This window comes from Micromonospora sp. DT231, assembly GCF_049847025.1.
GTDB lineage: Bacteria > Actinomycetota > Actinomycetes > Mycobacteriales > Micromonosporaceae > Micromonospora.
The window spans coordinates 417,169-434,070 of the sequence record NZ_JBNCNO010000002.1 but is presented as its reverse complement, the minus strand read 5'-3'; the positions used below and the strand labels follow the sequence as shown (position 1 = coordinate 434,070).

The following is a 16,902-nucleotide window of genomic DNA, read 5'->3' as shown; positions in this document are numbered from 1 at the left end:
AGCGGCCTGGGCACCGGCCCTGAGGGTCACGCGGACGTCAGTGGCCGAGTTGCCGTGCCGGTCTGGTGGTGCCGCCGAGGTCCCGACCACCCAGGTCCGCGTGGCGGCCGGCCTCCGCACCCGACCCGAAGCCGGTGCCGCCCAACCTGCGTGGCGGTGCGGTGCGCAGCCGTGGGTACTGCTCGGCGAGCCGCCGCTGCACCCGGTCGGACCGGTCGGCAAGCACCAGCGCCACCGACGGGGCCCCCGACTCGCTGGCCGCCGCCGTCTCCGCCGCCCAGAGCCGGCCCCCGATCACCTCCGCGAAACCGGCCAGCCACGACCGGCGGAAGGCGGCGGGATGGTCGTCGGCCGGTACCGCGGTTGCGGCCAGGCCGTGCGCCGCCTGCACGAGCAGTGAGGTGAAGAGCAGGTCCACCCGTTCCAGATCGCTGGCGAAGCCGAACAGGTGCAGCGCGAAGCCGTTGTCCTGCCGGCGGCGGACGCAGCGGCAGCGCAGTGGTTCGGCGACCGCGGCGAGCAGGCCGACCTTGTCGCGGGCGTACGGGGCGACGACGTCCAGGACCCGATCGCCGACCGGGTCGGTGGTCGGATCACGGGCGGCGAGCAGCGCCCGGTCCACGCCGTAGCGGGCGATCAACTCGGTCGCCTTGGCGGTGAACGCCTCCGCCTCGGCGGGCGTGCAGGCCGGGTCCTCGGCCTGGGCGAGCAGCTTACGCACCTTGCTCAGCATGGCCTCGGACATGACTACAGAGCTATCACACGGGTCGGACACCACCGGGGCCGCGCCGCGATCGATCAATCACCATCATCGTCACGATCAATGATCGGTCCTGTACGGACAGTCAACCTCCCACCCAACTCGGGCTGGACCACGGTGGCGACGAACGTCCGGGACGGCGTGAACTTCCAGGTCCGCTTCGAGAACCTGCGGTACGAGTACGAGCCGCTGATCGCGTACCACGCGTTCTGAGTCACGCCGCGCGGGCGCGGCGTCCGTCCCGCCGGACGTCGCGACCCGACGGGTGTCACTCGGCGCGGCTGCGCAGGGTGGCGATCGTCGAGCCGGCGAGGGTGAGCAGGCAGTCCGGGAGCAGCCCGTCGGCCGCCGCTGCGCCGAACAGCGCCTCTCCGGTCGGTTCGTCCCGATTGGCGTACGCGCTGACGAAGCGGGCCACCCAGCGGGTGTCGTAGTCGGCCTGATCGATGCCCGGGAAGTCGAGCGCCGCCCCGCTGGCGGCTGGCGCGTCGCCGACCATCGTCGCGGCCAGGCACCAGGCCACCCCGTACGCGCCGCTGAGGCCAGCTCGGTCGACGACCGCGTCGAATGCTCCCACCACCGCGTCCCCATCTCCGGTCAGCGCCGAGCGGAGCACGGCGGTCGCGTCGTCGAACGTCTGCTGTGGTAGGTCCGTCACGCAGCGCACAGTAGGACGGGCGGTCAAGCGACCCCGGCGCTCGTCACTGTCCGTGTTCAATGCGAGCTACCTGCGCTTTACGCCACCTCCACGGTCCCGCCGATGGCCTCGGCACGCTAATGTGCGCAGCGGACCTTCGCCGGAGGAAGGACGACCATGTTCGTATCACGCCGCTCGCGGGTAGCCTCACTGGCTGCCTGCGCGACGATCCTGCTCGCCACAAGCGCTTGCGGGGATGACAAGGCCAAGGAGTCAAGCGCCCAACAGGTGCGCCTCTATGGCACGGACGGCAACATGCTCAACTCCTACCCCGCGGAGTTGAAGGATCGCGCAAGTCTCGTCGACGGGATGAAGGGCACCACGCCACTCGTACCGCTGCCCGACGATTTCAAGAGCCGACTGAAGGCCGTCAATCCGGCGCTGACGGACTACGTGTACTCCGCCGAGACGTACGACGCGGTGGTTGTCGCCGTGCTCGCCGCCCAACTGGCCGGCAGCACCGACCCGGCGGCGATCGCGAAGCAGATCGTCGCCGTGACCAACGACGGTCAGCGCTGCGAGGACCCGGCCAGTTGCCTGGCGCTGGCCCGCAACGGGCAGGACGTCGAGTACCGCGGCGTCTCGCTGACCCGAGCGGGCTTCACCGACAAGGGCGAGCCGGCCACCGCGAGTTACGCCACGCTGACCTTCGACGGGCAGCAGATCAACGACGGCAAGACCGAGTTCGTCGGCGCGGGCATCGAGTCGGCGGCGAGCACCAAGACGCCGCCGAAGCCGAAGAAGCAGCGGCCGACCGTGGACCCGGACCAGCCGCCGCTGATCCTGGGCGGCCTGTTGCCGAAGACCGGTGACCTGTCGATCGCCTACCCGCCGATGGCGGCCGGCGCCGCGCTGGCGATCCGGGAGATCAACGCCGCCGGTGGCGCGCTGGGCAAGCCGGTGACGTGGGTGGAGGGCGACGACGGCACCAACCCGGCGGTGGCCAAGGCGACGGTGGCCAGGCACGTGGCCGGGGGCGTCAGCGTGATCATCGGCGCGGGCGGTTCGGGCATCTCCCGGGCGGTGCTGCCGGACGTGGTGCAGGCCGGGAAGATCCTCTTCTCCCCGTCCAACACCGACAGCAGCCTGACCGACGTGGACGACGGGGGCCTCTACTTCCGCACCGCGCCGCCGGACAGCCTCCAGGGCCGGGCGCTTGCCGATGTCATCCTCCGCGACGGATCGCAGAAGATCGTCATCGTCGCCCGCAAGGACTCCTACGGTGAGGGCCTGCAGGGCACCGTCCGTGACGAGTTGGAGAAGGCCGGCATCACGAGCGACCGCCTCAAGCTGCTCAACTACGAGCCGCCCGCCGACGCCAAGGCTCCCCCGGTGGACTTCACCGCTGGCGCCAAGGAGATCAAGGACTTCGGCGCGGACGCCGTACTGATCATCGGCTTCGTCGAGTCGGCCTCGGTGATCCGTTCGCTGGCCGACAGCGGGGTGCAGATCCGGCAGTAACACCACAGGCGAGAAACGGCCGCACCGGCGCGAGCGTCGGTGCGGCCGTTTCGTTTCCGGGAGTCAGCGCGGCCGGCGGCGCTCCAGGAACTCGGTCATCCGCCGGTGCTTCTCCTCGTCCTCGAAGAGCACCGCCTGGCTGACCAGGTCGAGATGTGGGTGCGCGGCGGCCGGCGCGTCCACTGCCAGCTTGGTCAGCCGCAGCGCCAGCGGGGAACCCAGGGCGATCTCGTCGAGCACCGCGTGCGCCACCGTGAGCAGCTCGTCGGGCTCGTCCACCACCCGGTTCACCAGACCGATGCGCAGCGCCTCTGCGGCGTCCACGCGGCGGCCGGTGAAGAGCAGTTCCTTGGCCCGGCCCTCACCGATCAACGCGGGCAGCCGGTGCGTCGCGCCCGCGCCGGCCAGGATCCCCAACCGCACCTCCGGCTGACCGAAGACCGCCCGCGCCGTGCACACCCGCAGATCACAGGAGTACGCCAGTTCCGCGCCACCGCCCAGCGCCGGGCCGTCGACGGCGGCCACCGTGGGCATCGGCAACGCCCGGATCCGCGCGAAGGCGGCGGAATTGATCGCGGCCAGGGCGTCCGTGCGGCCCCGCTCCCGAAGCTGGGCGATGTCGGCGCCACCGGCGAAGATGCCGGCCGTGCCACCGGTGAGCAGCAGCAGCCGGGGGTGCGCCTCCAACTCGGCGCAGACCTGGTGCAGCTCGGCGATCAGGTCGGCGTCGATGGCGTTGCGCTTCTCCGGCCGGTCCAGGGTCACCACCAGCCGGTCCGGCCGCTCCTCGATCCGCAGCCCGCTCACTGCGCCCGCCTTCCGTTCGCGACTGCGGGGCTCGCGAGCTCACTGCTCGCGCTCACTGCTTGACCCCGTCGTTCCACACGTAGAAGCCGTGCCCCGACTTCTTGCCCAGCCGCCCCTCGTCCACCATCCGCACGAGCAGCGGCGGCGGCGCGAAGCGGTCCCCGTAGGCGGCCTGGAGGGTACGGGCGATGTCCAGCCGCACGTCGAGGCCGACCAGGTCGGTGAGTTCCAGCGGGCCGATCGGGTGCCGGTAGCCGAGCACCATCGCCTTGTCGATGTCGGCGGGGCTGGCCACCCCGTCGGCGACCATCCGGATCGCCTCCAGCCCGAGGGTGACCCCGAGTCGGGAGGTGGCGAAGCCGGGCAGGTCGCGTACGACGACGGGGTCCTTGCCCAGCCGGCCGGCGAGCGCGACGGCCGCGGTGGTGGTCTCCTCGGCGGTGGCCGGGCCGACCACGACCTCCAGGAGGGCCATCGCCCAGACCGGGTTGAAGAAGTGCAGGCCGAGGAAACGCTCGGGCGCGTCCAGCCCGGCCGCCAGCTCGCCGATGGCGATGCTCGAGGTGTTGCTGGCCAGCAGCGCCGGGCGCAGCGCCGCGGCGTCGCGCAGCACCGCCCGCTTCAGGTCGAGCCGCTCCGGCACCGCCTCCACGATCACCTCGGGGGCCGGGGCGACCTCGGCGAGCGTCGGGCGCAACGTGACCCGCTGCCGGTGCGCGGCGGCCTCGTCGGCGCTGAGCTTCCCGCGTTGCACGGCCCGTTCCCACAGCTCGGCGAGCCGGTTCAGCGCGGCCCTGCCCCGCTCCGGGTCCACCTCGACGAGTTCGACCGTGTGCCCGGCCCCGGCCGCCACGTACGCGATGCCGAGCCCCATAGTGCCGGCGCCGACGACCACGAAACGTTCGCTCATCACGCCTCCCTGTCCCGCCGGCCGGCGCGCGGGGTCCCCGCCACACCGAGTCGGCTGTTTCGCCCGCTCCGCTCCCTCATGCTGCGACCCTAGACAGCCGGAAGATCCGGCCCATGCTTGGGGGAGCGCGGGATCGGGTAATGACGGCCCGACAATCGAGGGAAGGACCAGTCGACATGAGCCAGGCACCGGAGAGCGTCACCGACTCCGCGATCGTGGAGACCCGGGGCGACGAGCGGGTCGAGCTGCTGCGCGCGGACACCAACAACGACGGCAAGACCGATGTGTGGGTGGTGGACACCGACGGCGACGGCAAGGCCGACCTGTTCCAGTTCGACACCGACGGTGACGGCAAGGTGGACATCACCATGGTCGACATCGACGAGGACGGCCAGCCGGACGAGGTGGTCGACGGCGACGGCGGTCTCCCGCCCGAGCAGCTCCCCCCGACCGTCCAGGTCTGAGCGGTACGACGACCCCTGCGCTCGCTGGCGCAGGGGTCGTCGCTCACTCGGCGAGGCGCAGGGTGGCCAGGTAGTAGGGGGCGTCCCGGTCGTCCACATCGGTGAGCTGCCAGCCGGTGCCGTGCACGAGCGCGGCGAACTCGTCGGCCGAGCACACCAGGTAGTCGAACCATTCGGTGCTCAGCTCGCGGTAGCGCAGCCGGAGCCGGAGCTGACCCCCGAGCCGGCCCCGACGGCGGTTGCGCTCGTGGTAGCTGGTGTGCAGCGGGTCGCGGGTGCCGTACGGGTCGGTGCCGTGCGCGATGATCTGCGCTCCCGGTCGGGCCAGCGCGGCGAGCGCGGCCAGGAACCCGGGGGCACGTTGCGGGCCCTCGAACAGCCCGAGGTTGTTGCCGAGCAGCAGAAACGTGTCGTACCGCCGACCGTCGGCGACGTGGGTGTCGACGGTGCCGTGCACCAGCCGCCGGACGCCACGACGCCGGCTGACCGCGAGCGCGCCCGCGGAGGTGTCCAGCCCGGTGACCGGTACGCCGCGCTCCTGCAACAGCAGCGCGATCCGGCCGGCGCCGGTGCCGATGTCCAGTGTCTCGCCGCGCGCCCGGTCCACGGCCCGGTGGTCGTACGGCTGCCACTCCTGCGGCCCGTCCAGGTAGTGCGCGGCCGGAGCGCCATTGATCAGACCGTCGTCCCGCTCGATGATCTCGATGACCGGCCGGGGTAGTCGGCCGCCGACGAGCGGTCGAGGGCCCACCCCGGTGGCCACGGCAAGCGTGTCCCGCAGCAGTTCGCCGATCACGTCACCGATTTGAGGCTCACCCGTCACGACGTTCACGCTATCCGGCCACTGGGTGGCCCGCAGCGGTCGTATCCTGGCGGGCGTGACCGTGTTGGACCGGCTGTCCGCCGAGAAGTATCTGCTGCTCACGACCTTCCGCAAGGACGGTCGAGCGGTGCCGACCCCGGTCTGGGCGGTCCGTGACGGTGAGGCGTTGGCGGTCTGGACCCGAGCCGACTCGGGCAAGGTCAAACGGATCCGCAACAACGGCGAGGTGACCCTGGCGCCGTGCGACGTGCGGGGCCGGCCGCATGGCGCGGAGGTGCCGGCGCACGCGACGATCTGCGGCAGCGGAGACACCGGTCGCATTCGCGACCTGCTCAAGCACAAATACCGGGTGATCGGCCGGTTGAGCCTGCTCGGCAGCCGGCTGCGCCGCGGCGAGGGCGGCACTGTCGGCATCCGGGTGACGCCGGTCGAGAGCCGGCGCTGACGCTGGCCGAGGGCCGGCGCTGAGGTCGGTCGGACCTCGCCCCCGGTCATGGAAAGGGGCGGCGGATCGAGATCCACCGCCCCTGACCGGAAAAACTTATGCCGCTCAGTCGCCCTGCCGCTGCTGCGGGATCTGACCCTGCAACAGCGCCCTGACCTCCGACTCGCGGTATCGACGGTGACCACCCAGGGTGCGGATGGCGCTGAGCTTGCCCGCCTTGGCCCACCGGGTCACCGTCTTCGGGTCGACACGGAACATCGACGCCACCTCGGCCGGCGTGAGTAGCGGCTCTGGTTCGTGCGTTCGCGATGCCATCGGTCACTCCTCCACATGTATAGACATCGGCCGGGGTCCCGCCGGCCGACGCGTCTCCCATGGTCCGGCTAGTCCCCGATGTCCGACATGGGCCGAACGGATGAAGGTCCCTAGACGGACGGATGAACCATGCCCGATTTTTACGACTTTTACACGGCAGAATCTACCTTATTCGGACTCATGATCACGGTTCGTGATGCGTCAACTACGAGCACACCTCACCTTGGGAGCGCTCCTACGACCATTTGTCCTAGTTGCACCGCTCCAGCAGCTGCACCGCGCGCCACCGGGCCACCAACGTGTCGTACGCGGCGGACGCCTCCTCGGCCTCACCCCGCGAGAGCCCCGCCAGGCCGGCGGCGACCAGCTCGGGCGAGTCGTCCGCCGCGAGAGTCTCGTCGGAGAGCAGGTCGACAAGGCCGCCGTAGTCCAGTTCGACAACCGACCGAGGATGGAACTCCTCCAGCCAGCGAGCCGCCTCCTCCACCGCCTCGGTGATCGGCGCCTCGCCCACCGACTTGCGCAGCACGGACAGCGCCCGGGACGACCGCCGGCGGGCCTTGGAGATCTCCGTGCGGTAGCGCAACCACCGCCGGCCCGGCTGGGTCACCAGGTCCCGCTCGGCCGGCTCGAAGAGCACGAACCAGCGCAGTGGCACGCCCCACGTGGCGATCTGCTCGTGCACCCGGGGCACCCCGTGCTCCAACACCCGGGCCCCGCTGCGCCAGTCGTCGATCACCGCCCTCGCCTGCCCGGCGAGCACCGGCGGCACGAAGGCGTCGGCCAGCACCGAGGGCACCCCGTCTCGGGCGCTGAGCGCCGCCTCAGCGACCCGGATCCGCAGGTTCCACGGGCAGACCAGCAGGCTGTCGTCCGTCTCCAGGACGTACGCCTCCTCCGGCAGGTCCGGCAGCCGGGTCCAGCCGGCACCCAGCGCCTCGATCACCGCCGTCCGCTGCCGGCCGGGACCCTCGACCGGGGCCACCGCCCGCCCCTCCGAGACATAACGGCGCCAGTAGCTCTGCCGGTCTCGGTCGAAGGCGGTCAACGGTTCGTACACGCGCAGGTAAGAAGCGAAGAGCGACGGCACGGCGCGATCCTCCCACGAACCGCACCCGTACGCGGTCAGCGGCCGGACCACGCGCGCCGCAACGTGGGACGGCGGCGGCGCGTCGAGCACTCGTACGGCGGCCGATACTAGGCTCGATCACACCGGCAGCATCCCGCCGGCGTCCAGCAGGTCCGCGTCCCACAAGGGCGCACACCACTCCAGGAGCCAACAATGGGTGTATTCGCGAGCACCGACGACCCGATATCGACAGGTCACGAACAGGTCGTGTTCTGCCAGGACAAGCAGAGCGGCCTGAAGGCGATCATCGGGATCTACTCCACCGCGCTGGGGCCGGCGCTCGGCGGCACCCGCTTCTACCCGTACGACAGCGAGGAGGACGCCCTCGCCGACGTGCTCGACCTGTCGCGCGGGATGGCGTACAAGAACGCGCTCGCCGGGCTGGACCTGGGCGGTGGCAAGGCCGTCATCTGGGGTGACCCGGAGCAGATCAAGAGCGAGGCGCTGCTGCGCGCGTACGGTCGCTTCGTGGAGTCGCTCGGCGGCCGCTACTACACCGCCTGCGACGTGGGCACGTACGTGGCGGACATGGACGTCGTGGCCCGGGAGACCCGCTACGTGACCGGGCGCAGCGTGGAGCACGGCGGAGCCGGCGACTCGTCGATCCTCACCGCCTGGGGCGTCTTCCAGGGCATGCGGGCGGCCGCCGAGCACGTCTGGGGCACGCCGAGCCTGCGGGGCCGACGGGTCGGGGTGGCCGGGCTGGGCAAGGTCGGCAAGTACCTCACCGGGCACCTGCTCGACGACGGCGCCGAGGTGGTCGCCACCGACGTCAACCCGAAGGCGCTGGCGTGGGTGCGCACCAACCACCCGCAGGTCACCCTCCTGGACGACGTCAGCGCGCTGGCCGCCGCGGACATCGACGTGTACGCCCCCTGCGCGCTGGGTGGCGCCCTGAACGACGAGACCGTGCCGGCGCTGCGCGCCAAGGTGGTGGCCGGCGCGGCGAACAACCAGCTCGCCCACCCGGGCATCGAGAAGCTGCTCGCCGACCGGTGCATCCTCTACACGCCCGACTACGTCGTCAACGCGGGCGGCGTCATCCAGGTGGCCGACGAGATCGAGGGCTTCAACTTCGACCGGGCGAAGCTGCGGGCGACCCGGATCTACGACACCACGCGCGAGATCCTGCGCCTGGCTGACGCCGAGGGCGTGCCGCCGGCGGTGGCCGCCGACCGGCTGGCGGAGCGACGGATGGCCGACATCGGCCGGCTGCGCTGGATCCACCTGCGCTGAGCGTTCCCGGAGGCGGGTCGACGGGATCCGCCTCCGGGCCTCCGTGGCCGGCTCGGCTGGGTAAGCTGAAGTCGGGTCAACTTTGATGCGGTTTGTCCGGTGTCACGGGTGCTAACCGTTCCGCTCCTTACCCGGTACACTGGGTGACGGCCGGATCGACGCGACGCGCAGAGCCGGCTGACGGTAACCCGAGGTGCCGAACGATGGCATCCCCATGTACCGTAAGAGCCACGAGAGATGCCTGACGTCATCGGGGCCCGCCTTCGGGCTGCCCCGCATTCTGTGCGAGGGGGTCGAGCCATGGGGCGCGGCCGTGCTAAGGCCAAGCAGACGAAGGTGGCGCGGGAGTTGAAGTACCACTCCCCGAACACCGACCTCACCGCCTTGCAGCGCGAACTGGCGGGTGCTGGTAAGTCTGAGCACCACTTCGACGACGACTCGAAAGAGTCCGTCGACGACGATGATGAGGATCACGCGGAGGACGACCCGGATCCCTGGGTCCGTCCGACCCGCTGACCTCTCGACGCAACTGAGCACGCGGTAAGTCCGCGTGCTCACGCACGTTCCGTGCAGGTGTAGTAGCCGACGATCAGGGGCCTGACCCCGACCGGAGTCAATCCGGTCGCTCGACAGGCCCCCGGTCGTGGCTCGACTCAGCGTGGGCGATTGTTCCAGTTGTAGAACGTCGGGATGTTCTCGAAATGGTTCCAGGCGCAGACCGCGCTGGCGCCGTCGCTTCCCGAAACCTCGGAGCGCAACCTCCGCGCGTCTTCGGCCTCCTGCAGCAGCGCGACGAGCGCGGGACCCGCCTCCCGCACCCGTTCGGTGACGCCGTCGTCCGCTTCGCGCTCAGGGCGCCGGTGACCTGTGGTCTCGGGCATGCTCCAACACTCCCTCCAATAGGCGGATCTTGCTGTTGCGGCAGTGCTCGGTCTCGGTACCGTCAAAACGCCCCAGCTCGAAGTAACGGTTGGCGGCATGGCCGCCACCGCAGAAGCCGAAGTACGGGCAGGAGACCCGACACGCCTCCACCCCGGCCAGAAACTCCCCGACCCACGGCGTCGCCGCCGCGCCGGCGAGAATCTCCGCCAGCGGGGCCCGCAGCACGTTGCCGCTGCTGAAGTCGCCGTACCGAGGGTCGCTGAAGCCGGCCAGCTCCGGGGACAGCACGATCACCGAGCCGTCGTGGCCGATCGTCGGGATGGGGTCGAGTTGGCGGGGCAGCACCCCGTCCGCCGAGTCGTCGAGCACGGCCGCGGCGTAGCGCAGCGACCACTCGATCTCGCGCAGGTGGATCCGGGGCTCCCGACGCCAGGCCGCGACCAACTCGGCCCAGAAGCCGGTCACCGCCGCCGGGTCGTGGCTGTTGTCGCGGGTGTTGACCCCCTCGGTCTCCTCGATGTTGACGCCCAACACGTCGCACCCCAGGTCGAGGAAGTAGTCGTACAGCTCGGTGGCGAGCCCCGGCTCCGGCCGGGACACCACGGCCAGCGCGGAGAACGGCAGGCCGTGCCGACGCAACGAGGCGACACCCCGCAGGATCCGGTCGTACGCCGGCTGGCCGCCCCGGTTGACCCGGTCACCGTTGCGCGCCCGGGGCCCGTCGACGCTCACGCTCACCCGCATCTCGTGCCGGGTGAAGAAGTCACACCAGTCGTCGTCGATCAGGGTGGCGTTCGTCTGCACGTGATGCTCGACCTCGGGCCCGAACGGGGCCATCAGGTCGGCCAGGTGCTCCCGGCCGGCCGCCAGCGGCTCCCCGCCGTGCCAGACGACCGAGAACCGGCCTGCGGCCGCCCAGGGGTTGACCGCCGCCGCGACCGCCGCGGCCACCGCCACCGGCATCCGCTGGTCGGTGGCCCGAAACGGCAGGTAGCAGTATGTGCAGTCGAGGTTGCAGAGGGTGGTCGGCTGCATGACGACGTACGACGGGACGGCCGCCAGACCGCGCATCCCGCTGAACGTCTGTCCCCGAGCAGCCATCGCCCTCCTCCGCCTAGCCTGAGCCCTTCAGGCTAGGCGGCATTGGCCACTCGGGTGAAGCCCTGATCAGGTGCCCGTACGATCACCAGCGCGTGATCAACCGCGGGTGTGCTGACCGACCATCTGCACGTTGCCGGTGCCCTCGATGATCTCGCCGGCCTGCCACGCCTCGACTCCACGGCCGGTCAGGGTGGCCAGCGCGCGGTCAGCGTCCTCGGCCGAGACGATCGCGAACATGCCGACGCCCATGTTGAAGGTCGACTCCATGTCCTGGTCGTCGATGCGACCCTTCGACTGGATCAGGTCGAAGATCGGCTGCGGCTTCCAGGTGGACCGGTTGACCACGGCGTCGACGTGCTCCGGCAGCACCCGGACCAGGTTGCCGGGGATGCCACCGCCGGTGATGTGGGACAGCGCCCGCACCTCCGCCTCGGCGATCAGCTTGAGGCAGTCCTTGGCGTAGATCTTGGTCGGCGTGAGCAGCTCTTCGCCCAGGGTCCGCTGCCGGCCGAAGTCGTCGATCACGATGTCCAGTCGCATCCGGGCGGCGCCGAGCAGCACGTGCCGGACCAGCGAGTAGCCGTTGGAGTGCAGGCCGGACGAGCGCATGGCGATCACCACGTCGCCCACCTCGACCCGCTCCGGGCTGAGGATGTCGGCTTCCTCGACCACGCCGACGCCGGTCGCGGAGATGTCGTACTCGTCGGGGCGTAGGACGCCGGGGTGCTCGGCGGTCTCCCCGCCCAGCAGCGCGCAGCCGGCGTAGCGGCAGCCGTCGGCGATGCCCGCGCCGATCTCGGCGACCTTGTCCGGCACGACCTCGCCGGTGGCGATGTAGTCGAGCAGGAAGAGCGGCTCGGCACCGCAGGCCACCAGGTCGTCCACGACCATGGCGACCAGGTCGATGCCGACCGTGTCGTGAATGTCCATCTGCTGAGCGATCACCAGCTTGGTGCCCACCCCGTCGGTGGAGGACGCCAGGATCGGGCTCTTGTACTTCTTCGTGTCCAGGCGGAACAGGCCGGCGAACCCACCGAGGTCACCCATCACCTCAGGGCGACGGGTCTGACGCACCTTCGACTTGAGCAGCTCCACCGCGCGGTCGCCCGCGTCGATGGAGACTCCGGCGTCGGCGTACGAAACCGAACGCTTGCGGGCCTGCCGGCTGGTGCCGGCAGTCCAGGGCTGTCGGTCGCCGCCGGCGCCGGTCGGGCTGCTTCCTGCGCCGTTGCGCTCGGACACGTGCGTCACGGTTCTCCCCTTTGGTTCTCGGTGCCGCGCCGACGGTGGCCGGGCCGCGCCGGTTGGTGCTACGGGCGGTTTGCGGTAACGCCACCCGGAGTGGCGACGGACGTGCCGTTTGTGTGCGGGGCTTCCGGCGTCGAGTTCGCGACCCGTCGACCCACCCCTTCGAGCACGTGCTTGCCGATCAGGTTGCCGGCCGGCAACTCGATCGGGTACTCCCCATCGAAACATGCCCGACACAGCCGGGTCTTCGGCTGCTCGGTTGCGGCGATCAGGCCAGGAAGGGAAACGTAACCCAGCGTGTCGGCGCCGATGGAGCGCCGGATGCCGTCGTTGTCCAACCCGTTGGCCAGCAGCTCCGCCCGGGTGGCGAAGTCGATGCCGTAGAAACACGGCCAACTCACGGGCGGGGAGGAGATCCGGACGTGCACCTCAAGCGCCCCCGCCTCACGCAGCATCCGGACGATGGCGCGCTGGGTGTTGCCCCGGACGATCGAGTCGTCCACGACCACCAACCGCTTGCCCCGGACGTTCTCCCGCAGCGGGTTGAGCTTGAGGCGGATGCCGAGCTGACGCAGGGTCTGCGACGGCTGGATGAACGTGCGACCCACGTACGGGTTCTTCATGAGGCCGGCACCGTAGGTGATGCCGGACGCCTCCGCGTAGCCGATCGCGGCCGGGGTGCCGGACTCCGGCACCGGGATCACCAGGTCGGCCTCGACCGGGTGTTCCTTGGCCAACTGCCGACCGATCTGCACGCGCGCCGCGTGGACGTTGCGCCCGGCGATCGTGGCGTCCGGGCGGGCGATGTAGACGTACTCGAAGAGGCAGCCCTTCGGCTCGGGCGCGGCGAACCGGGTCGAGCGCAGCCCGTTCTCGTCGATCGCGATCAGCTCGCCCGGCTCGACCTCACGGACCACGCTCGCGCCGACGATGTCCAGTGCGGCCGTCTCGCTGGCCACCACCCACCCGCGCTCCAGGCGGCCGAGCACCAGCGGGCGGACGCCGTGCGGATCGCGGGCCGCGTAGAGGGTCGACTCGTCCATGAAAACGAAACTGAACGCGCCGCGCAGTTGCGGCAGCACCTCCAGTGCGGCCGCCTCGACCGACAGATCCGGTCGGCCGGCGAGCAGCATCGTCACCAGTGAGGTGTCGTTCGTCGAACCGTCCGCGACGAGGCCGCGCTCGGCGACCTCCTTCTCCAGCTCGGCGGTGTTGACCAGGTTGCCGTTGTGGGCCAACGCGATGGTCGTGCCGGAGGTGGTGGACCGGATCGTCGGCTGGGCGTTCTCCCAGTTGGACGCGCCGGTCGTGGAGTAACGGGCGTGCCCGATGGCCAGGTGGCCGCGCAGGCTCGCCAGGGTGGGCTCGTCGAAGACCTGGGCCACCAGGCCGAGGTCCTTGTAGACCACCACGCCCGAGCCATCGCTCACCGCGATGCCCGCCGCCTCCTGGCCGCGGTGCTGCAGGGCGTAGAGGCCGAAGTAGGTCAGGTTCGCGACCTCTTCGCCAGGCGCCCAGACGCCGAAGACACCACAGGCGTCTTGGGGGCCAGGTCGTTGGGGGTCAAGGTCGTGGCTCAGCCGGCCGTCGCCTCGGGGCACCTACCGCTCCCTCATGCTGGTCTGGACCGGCTGGGCGGGATCACGGGTGGATCCACACTCGTCTGCCGGGACCACTCTCATCGCCTGACAGTGTACGCGAATCGCCATCGACACAGATAGTCACGTCTTCCATGCTGAGCGTCACGGGGAGTGGGACATCGGACGATCAGAGGGGCAGATAGGCCGAGAGGTCCGCCCGGACACCACTCATCTGGACGCGACCCTCGGCGACCGCCTCCGCCCACCCGATCCGCCCGGTGGCCAGCTCCAACCAGGTGTCGGCGGCCATCTCGACCACGTTTGACGGGTTTCCCCTGGTGTGTCGAGGTCCGGGTACGCACTGGATCGCCCCGTATGGTGGTACGCGCACCTCCACCGATCGGCCGGGGGCGCGCTCCGCGAGGATGGCCAACAGCGACCGGACCGCCTCTCGGAACACCGGCCGTTCGGGTGTACGCCCCTCGTCGAGCGCCGACAACGCGGCCGCAACGGCAGCGGACTTAATGTGCGGAGAGGACACGAAGGGACGATACGACCCACGGGCCGAGCACCTGACGTTGGCCCTGGGTCGCGCCGATCCAGTCGGACAAGGCATAGTTGCCGACGGCGTATTCGAACCGTGATGATCCCCGGCCCGGCGCCCCGCCGGTCAGAGGGAAGTCAGCCCGGAAGGCGGTGGACGTGTCAACACACCGACGTGCCTGGAACCAGCGGGCCGGTGTGGTCGTAGCGCTGGTTGCCGGCGCTCTGCTCGCCGTCCCCGCCACACCAGCAATGGCCGCCAAGATCAGCACAGCCGACAACTCGGTCACGATCGACGCGGGCAAGAGCAGCACCGTCAACGTGGTCGTCCGACCGGACCAGGACGAGAAGTCCGCGGACATCGACGTCACCGACCTGCCCGACGGCGTCACCTGCGGGGGTTGCGGACCGATCAACTTCGGCGACTCGACCGAGCCGAAGTCGGTGACGTTGACCCTGACGGCCGGGGCCGGCGCGCCCGCGGCCAACGGAAGCTCGGCGAAGATCACGGTCTCGGGAGACGGTAACTCCCGCACGCTGCGGGTCACCGTCAAGGCGGCCGCCGCGCCACCACCGCCGCAGACGCAGACCGTGCAGTCGGTCTCCGGCAAAGTGGTCAGCCAGGCCGACAGCAAGGCGGTGCCGAACGCGGTGGTCATCCTGCTGGACAGCACCGGCAAGCGCTTCGACACCACGAGCGACGGCAGCGGCAACTTCCGTATCACCGGCAGCTCGGGCAACCCGATCACACCGGGTCGGCTCGACCTGGGTGCCACGTTCGACAACGTGCAGGCCCGCAAGACCCTGAACGCCGCTGCCGGGCAGGCCATCACCGGACAACGGATCAGCCTCGCGCTCAAGGTCGAGGTGTCGCCAAGCGTCACGCCGTCCACCACCGCCGAGGCCACTCCCAGCGAGGACCCGGCCGATGAGGGCGCGGCCGACCAGCCCACCGACGGCGCCAGCGCGGGCCCTCCGGCGAACGCCTCGAAGACCGACGAAGGCGGCAACGGCGCGGGCTCGTACCTGATCATCCTTCTCGGTGGTCTGCTGGTGGCCGCCGGTGTGGGCACGATCGTCCTGCTCTGGATGAAGCGCAAGGAGAACGGCGGCGACGACGACGCCCCGGCCGCGGCCGGTGGCGGCGCTGTGGTGCCGCCGTCGCGGGGCGGTTTCCGGGGCCCCGACGACCAGACCCGGATGGCCGGTGGCCGGCCCGTCGGCGGGGCGGACCCGACGATGGTCGGCGGTGCCGCGCTGAGCGAGGCGCCGACGATGATGCACCGCCCGGTGGTCGACGACGTCCCACCGGACCCGTACGGCGCGCCGGCACAGGCCTACGGCGGCGCGGGGCAGCAGGGTTGGGGCGGTGCCGGCTACGGCGACGAGCCCGCACCTGGCGGCTACGGGGCCGGCGGCTACGGCAACGCTCCCGCCTCCGGTGGCGGTTACGGCAACGCCCCCGCGTCGGGTGGCGGCTACGGCAACGCTCCCGCGTCCGGTGGCGGCTACGGCACCCCGGCAGGCGCCGAGGGCGGCTACGGCGCCGGTGACGGCTACGGTGCGGCGCCCGGCTCCGGTGCTGGTTACGGCGGCGCTCCCGCCCCGGCTGGCGGCTACGGCAACGCGCCCGCGTCCGGTGGCGGTTACGGCAACGCGCCGGCCTCCGGCGGTGGCTACGGCAGCCGCGACTACCCCGCCCAGGGTGGGGGGACCGCCGCCTACCCGCCGGCTCCCGCTGGTGGAGCCGCCTACGGCGAGCGGTACGACGAGCCGACCGGCCGGTACACCGGCGACAGCACCCAGTACCCGGCACCGGCCGACCCGTACGCCACAGGCGTCTACCAGCCGGAGCAGGGCCAGGGGTACGGCCAGCCCGACCAGGCCCCGTACGGCGGCCGGGCCGCCGAGCCGACCTCCGGGTACGGCGGCCAGCAGGCCGGTGGCTACGAGCAGGGCGGCTACGGCCAGCCGGCCGGCGGATACGAGCAGGGCGGCGCCTACGGCCAGGAGCCTCCACCGCAGCAGCGCGGCGGCTACGACGACCGGGGATACGAGCAGGGCGGCGGCTACGGCCAACCCGCTGGCGGATACGAGCAGGGCGGCGCCTATGGCCAGGAGCCTGCACCGCAGCAGCGCGGCGGCTACGACGACCGGGGATACGAGCAGGGCGGCGGCTACGGCCAACCCGCTGGCGGTCGTCCCCGCCCGGAGACCCCGCCGGCGACCGACCGGGGCGGCCGACGTCTCGACTGGCTGGACGACTGACCGACCACAGCGCACGGAAACGGCCACCCGCACCTCCGGGTGGCCGTTTCGCATTCAGGATCCACCCGTAGTCAATGAAGTCGCGGTGTCCCGCATGCCCGGACACCCCGACTTCAGGCAAGCCGGGTCGATCACCGAAGGCGCGGCCCAGCGCGCGGCCCGGCACGGCCCCGCGCGGCCCAGCGCGCGGCCCGGCACAGCCCCGCGCGGCCCAGCGCGCGGCCCGGCGCGGG

Annotated in this window: 19 protein-coding genes; 7 read left to right on the top strand and 12 right to left on the bottom strand. The window is 71.2% G+C overall.

Annotated elements, in window-relative coordinates; all coding sequences use genetic code 11:
• Window positions 1-37: 37 nt before the first annotated feature.
• Window positions 38-745 carry a DUF2786 domain-containing protein gene (locus ACPXBU_RS06875; RefSeq protein ID WP_425757194.1) on the bottom strand — a complete coding sequence of 236 codons (708 nt, stop codon included), beginning with the start codon at window positions 743-745 and terminating at the stop codon, window positions 38-40.
• Between the two features lie 78 nt (window positions 746-823).
• On the opposite strand from ACPXBU_RS06875, the gene ACPXBU_RS06870 reads away from it, so the two are divergent.
• Window positions 824-973 carry a hypothetical protein gene (locus ACPXBU_RS06870; protein ID WP_425757192.1) on the top strand — a complete coding sequence of 50 codons (150 nt, stop codon included), beginning with the start codon at window positions 824-826 and terminating at the stop codon, window positions 971-973.
• Between the two features lie 55 nt (window positions 974-1,028).
• Here the strand turns inward: ACPXBU_RS06870 and ACPXBU_RS06865 are convergent, their stop codons facing one another.
• Window positions 1,029-1,418 (bottom strand): hypothetical protein, encoded by a 390-nt coding sequence (locus tag ACPXBU_RS06865; protein WP_387189626.1) that lies wholly within the window; start codon window positions 1,416-1,418, stop codon window positions 1,029-1,031.
• 156 nt (window positions 1,419-1,574) lie between these two features.
• Here ACPXBU_RS06865 and ACPXBU_RS06860 point away from each other — a divergent pair, with 156 nt between their 5' ends.
• A complete protein-coding gene (locus ACPXBU_RS06860) occupies window positions 1,575-2,918 on the top strand; it encodes an ABC transporter substrate-binding protein (RefSeq protein WP_393365398.1) in 1,344 nt (447 codons plus the stop codon).
• A 63-nt stretch (window positions 2,919-2,981) separates the two neighbouring features.
• Here the strand turns inward: ACPXBU_RS06860 and ACPXBU_RS06855 are convergent, their stop codons facing one another.
• The gene (locus ACPXBU_RS06855; RefSeq protein ID WP_425757190.1) at window positions 2,982-3,725 is read right to left on the bottom strand and encodes an enoyl-CoA hydratase/isomerase family protein; all 744 of its coding nucleotides are present in this window, start codon (window positions 3,723-3,725) and stop codon (window positions 2,982-2,984) included.
• A 52-nt stretch (window positions 3,726-3,777) separates the two neighbouring features.
• Entirely contained in the window at window positions 3,778-4,635 is an 858-nt protein-coding gene (locus ACPXBU_RS06850; protein ID WP_425757189.1) for a 3-hydroxyacyl-CoA dehydrogenase family protein, read from the bottom strand.
• Between the two features lie 176 nt (window positions 4,636-4,811).
• On the opposite strand from ACPXBU_RS06850, the gene ACPXBU_RS06845 reads away from it, so the two are divergent.
• Window positions 4,812-5,099 (top strand): hypothetical protein, encoded by a 288-nt coding sequence (locus ACPXBU_RS06845; protein ID WP_357243566.1) that lies wholly within the window; start codon window positions 4,812-4,814, stop codon window positions 5,097-5,099.
• A 43-nt stretch (window positions 5,100-5,142) separates the two neighbouring features.
• Here the strand turns inward: ACPXBU_RS06845 and ACPXBU_RS06840 are convergent, their stop codons facing one another.
• Window positions 5,143-5,922: a class I SAM-dependent methyltransferase gene (locus ACPXBU_RS06840; protein WP_393365390.1), complete on the bottom strand. Its 780-nt coding sequence runs from the start codon at window positions 5,920-5,922 to the stop codon at window positions 5,143-5,145.
• A 55-nt stretch (window positions 5,923-5,977) separates the two neighbouring features.
• On the opposite strand from ACPXBU_RS06840, the gene ACPXBU_RS06835 reads away from it, so the two are divergent.
• Window positions 5,978-6,367: a PPOX class F420-dependent oxidoreductase gene (locus tag ACPXBU_RS06835; protein WP_393365388.1), complete on the top strand. Its 390-nt coding sequence runs from the start codon at window positions 5,978-5,980 to the stop codon at window positions 6,365-6,367.
• 105 nt (window positions 6,368-6,472) lie between these two features.
• Here the strand turns inward: ACPXBU_RS06835 and ACPXBU_RS06830 are convergent, their stop codons facing one another.
• Both ACPXBU_RS06830 and ACPXBU_RS06825 read right to left on the bottom strand, forming a co-directional pair.
• Window positions 6,473-6,682 (bottom strand): BldC family transcriptional regulator, encoded by a 210-nt coding sequence (locus ACPXBU_RS06830; protein WP_007073996.1) that lies wholly within the window; start codon window positions 6,680-6,682, stop codon window positions 6,473-6,475.
• A gap of 250 nt (window positions 6,683-6,932) precedes the next feature.
• A complete protein-coding gene (locus ACPXBU_RS06825) occupies window positions 6,933-7,772 on the bottom strand; it encodes a hypothetical protein (RefSeq protein WP_393365386.1) in 840 nt (279 codons plus the stop codon).
• A gap of 192 nt (window positions 7,773-7,964) precedes the next feature.
• Here ACPXBU_RS06825 and ACPXBU_RS06820 point away from each other — a divergent pair, with 192 nt between their 5' ends.
• On the top strand, window positions 7,965-9,047 hold the full coding sequence (locus ACPXBU_RS06820) for a Glu/Leu/Phe/Val family dehydrogenase (RefSeq protein ID WP_425757187.1): 1,083 nt from the start codon (window positions 7,965-7,967) through the stop codon (window positions 9,045-9,047).
• 300 nt (window positions 9,048-9,347) lie between these two features.
• Window positions 9,348-9,563 carry a DUF3073 domain-containing protein gene (locus tag ACPXBU_RS06815; protein WP_393365383.1) on the top strand — a complete coding sequence of 72 codons (216 nt, stop codon included), beginning with the start codon at window positions 9,348-9,350 and terminating at the stop codon, window positions 9,561-9,563.
• A 137-nt stretch (window positions 9,564-9,700) separates the two neighbouring features.
• On the opposite strand, the gene amcA is transcribed toward ACPXBU_RS06815, so the two are convergent.
• The 5 genes from amcA to ACPXBU_RS06790 all read right to left on the bottom strand — a co-directional run bounded on the left by amcA (window position 9,701) and on the right by ACPXBU_RS06790 (window position 14,399).
• Window positions 9,701-9,928 carry a multiple cyclophane-containing RiPP AmcA gene (gene amcA, locus ACPXBU_RS06810; protein WP_393365381.1) on the bottom strand — a complete coding sequence of 76 codons (228 nt, stop codon included), beginning with the start codon at window positions 9,926-9,928 and terminating at the stop codon, window positions 9,701-9,703.
• A complete protein-coding gene (gene amcB / locus ACPXBU_RS06805) occupies window positions 9,897-11,000 on the bottom strand; it encodes a cyclophane-forming radical SAM peptide maturase AmcB (RefSeq protein WP_425757552.1) in 1,104 nt (367 codons plus the stop codon). Before amcB ends, amcA begins: the two co-directional genes overlap by 32 nt.
• 126 nt (window positions 11,001-11,126) lie before the next feature.
• On the bottom strand, window positions 11,127-12,281 hold the full coding sequence (gene purM, locus ACPXBU_RS06800) for a phosphoribosylformylglycinamidine cyclo-ligase (RefSeq protein ID WP_393365379.1): 1,155 nt from the start codon (window positions 12,279-12,281) through the stop codon (window positions 11,127-11,129).
• 59 nt (window positions 12,282-12,340) lie between these two features.
• Entirely contained in the window at window positions 12,341-13,879 is a 1,539-nt protein-coding gene (gene purF / locus ACPXBU_RS06795; protein WP_393365377.1) for an amidophosphoribosyltransferase, read from the bottom strand.
• A 166-nt stretch (window positions 13,880-14,045) separates the two neighbouring features.
• Complete coding sequence (locus ACPXBU_RS06790) at window positions 14,046-14,399, bottom strand: sterol carrier family protein (RefSeq protein WP_393365375.1); 354 nt, start codon at window positions 14,397-14,399, stop codon at window positions 14,046-14,048.
• Between the two features lie 161 nt (window positions 14,400-14,560).
• On the opposite strand from ACPXBU_RS06790, the gene ACPXBU_RS06785 reads away from it, so the two are divergent.
• Window positions 14,561-16,669, top strand: coding sequence for a hypothetical protein (locus ACPXBU_RS06785; protein ID WP_425757186.1), 2,109 nt, complete (start codon window positions 14,561-14,563; stop codon window positions 16,667-16,669).
• Window positions 16,670-16,902 lie beyond the last annotated feature (233 nt).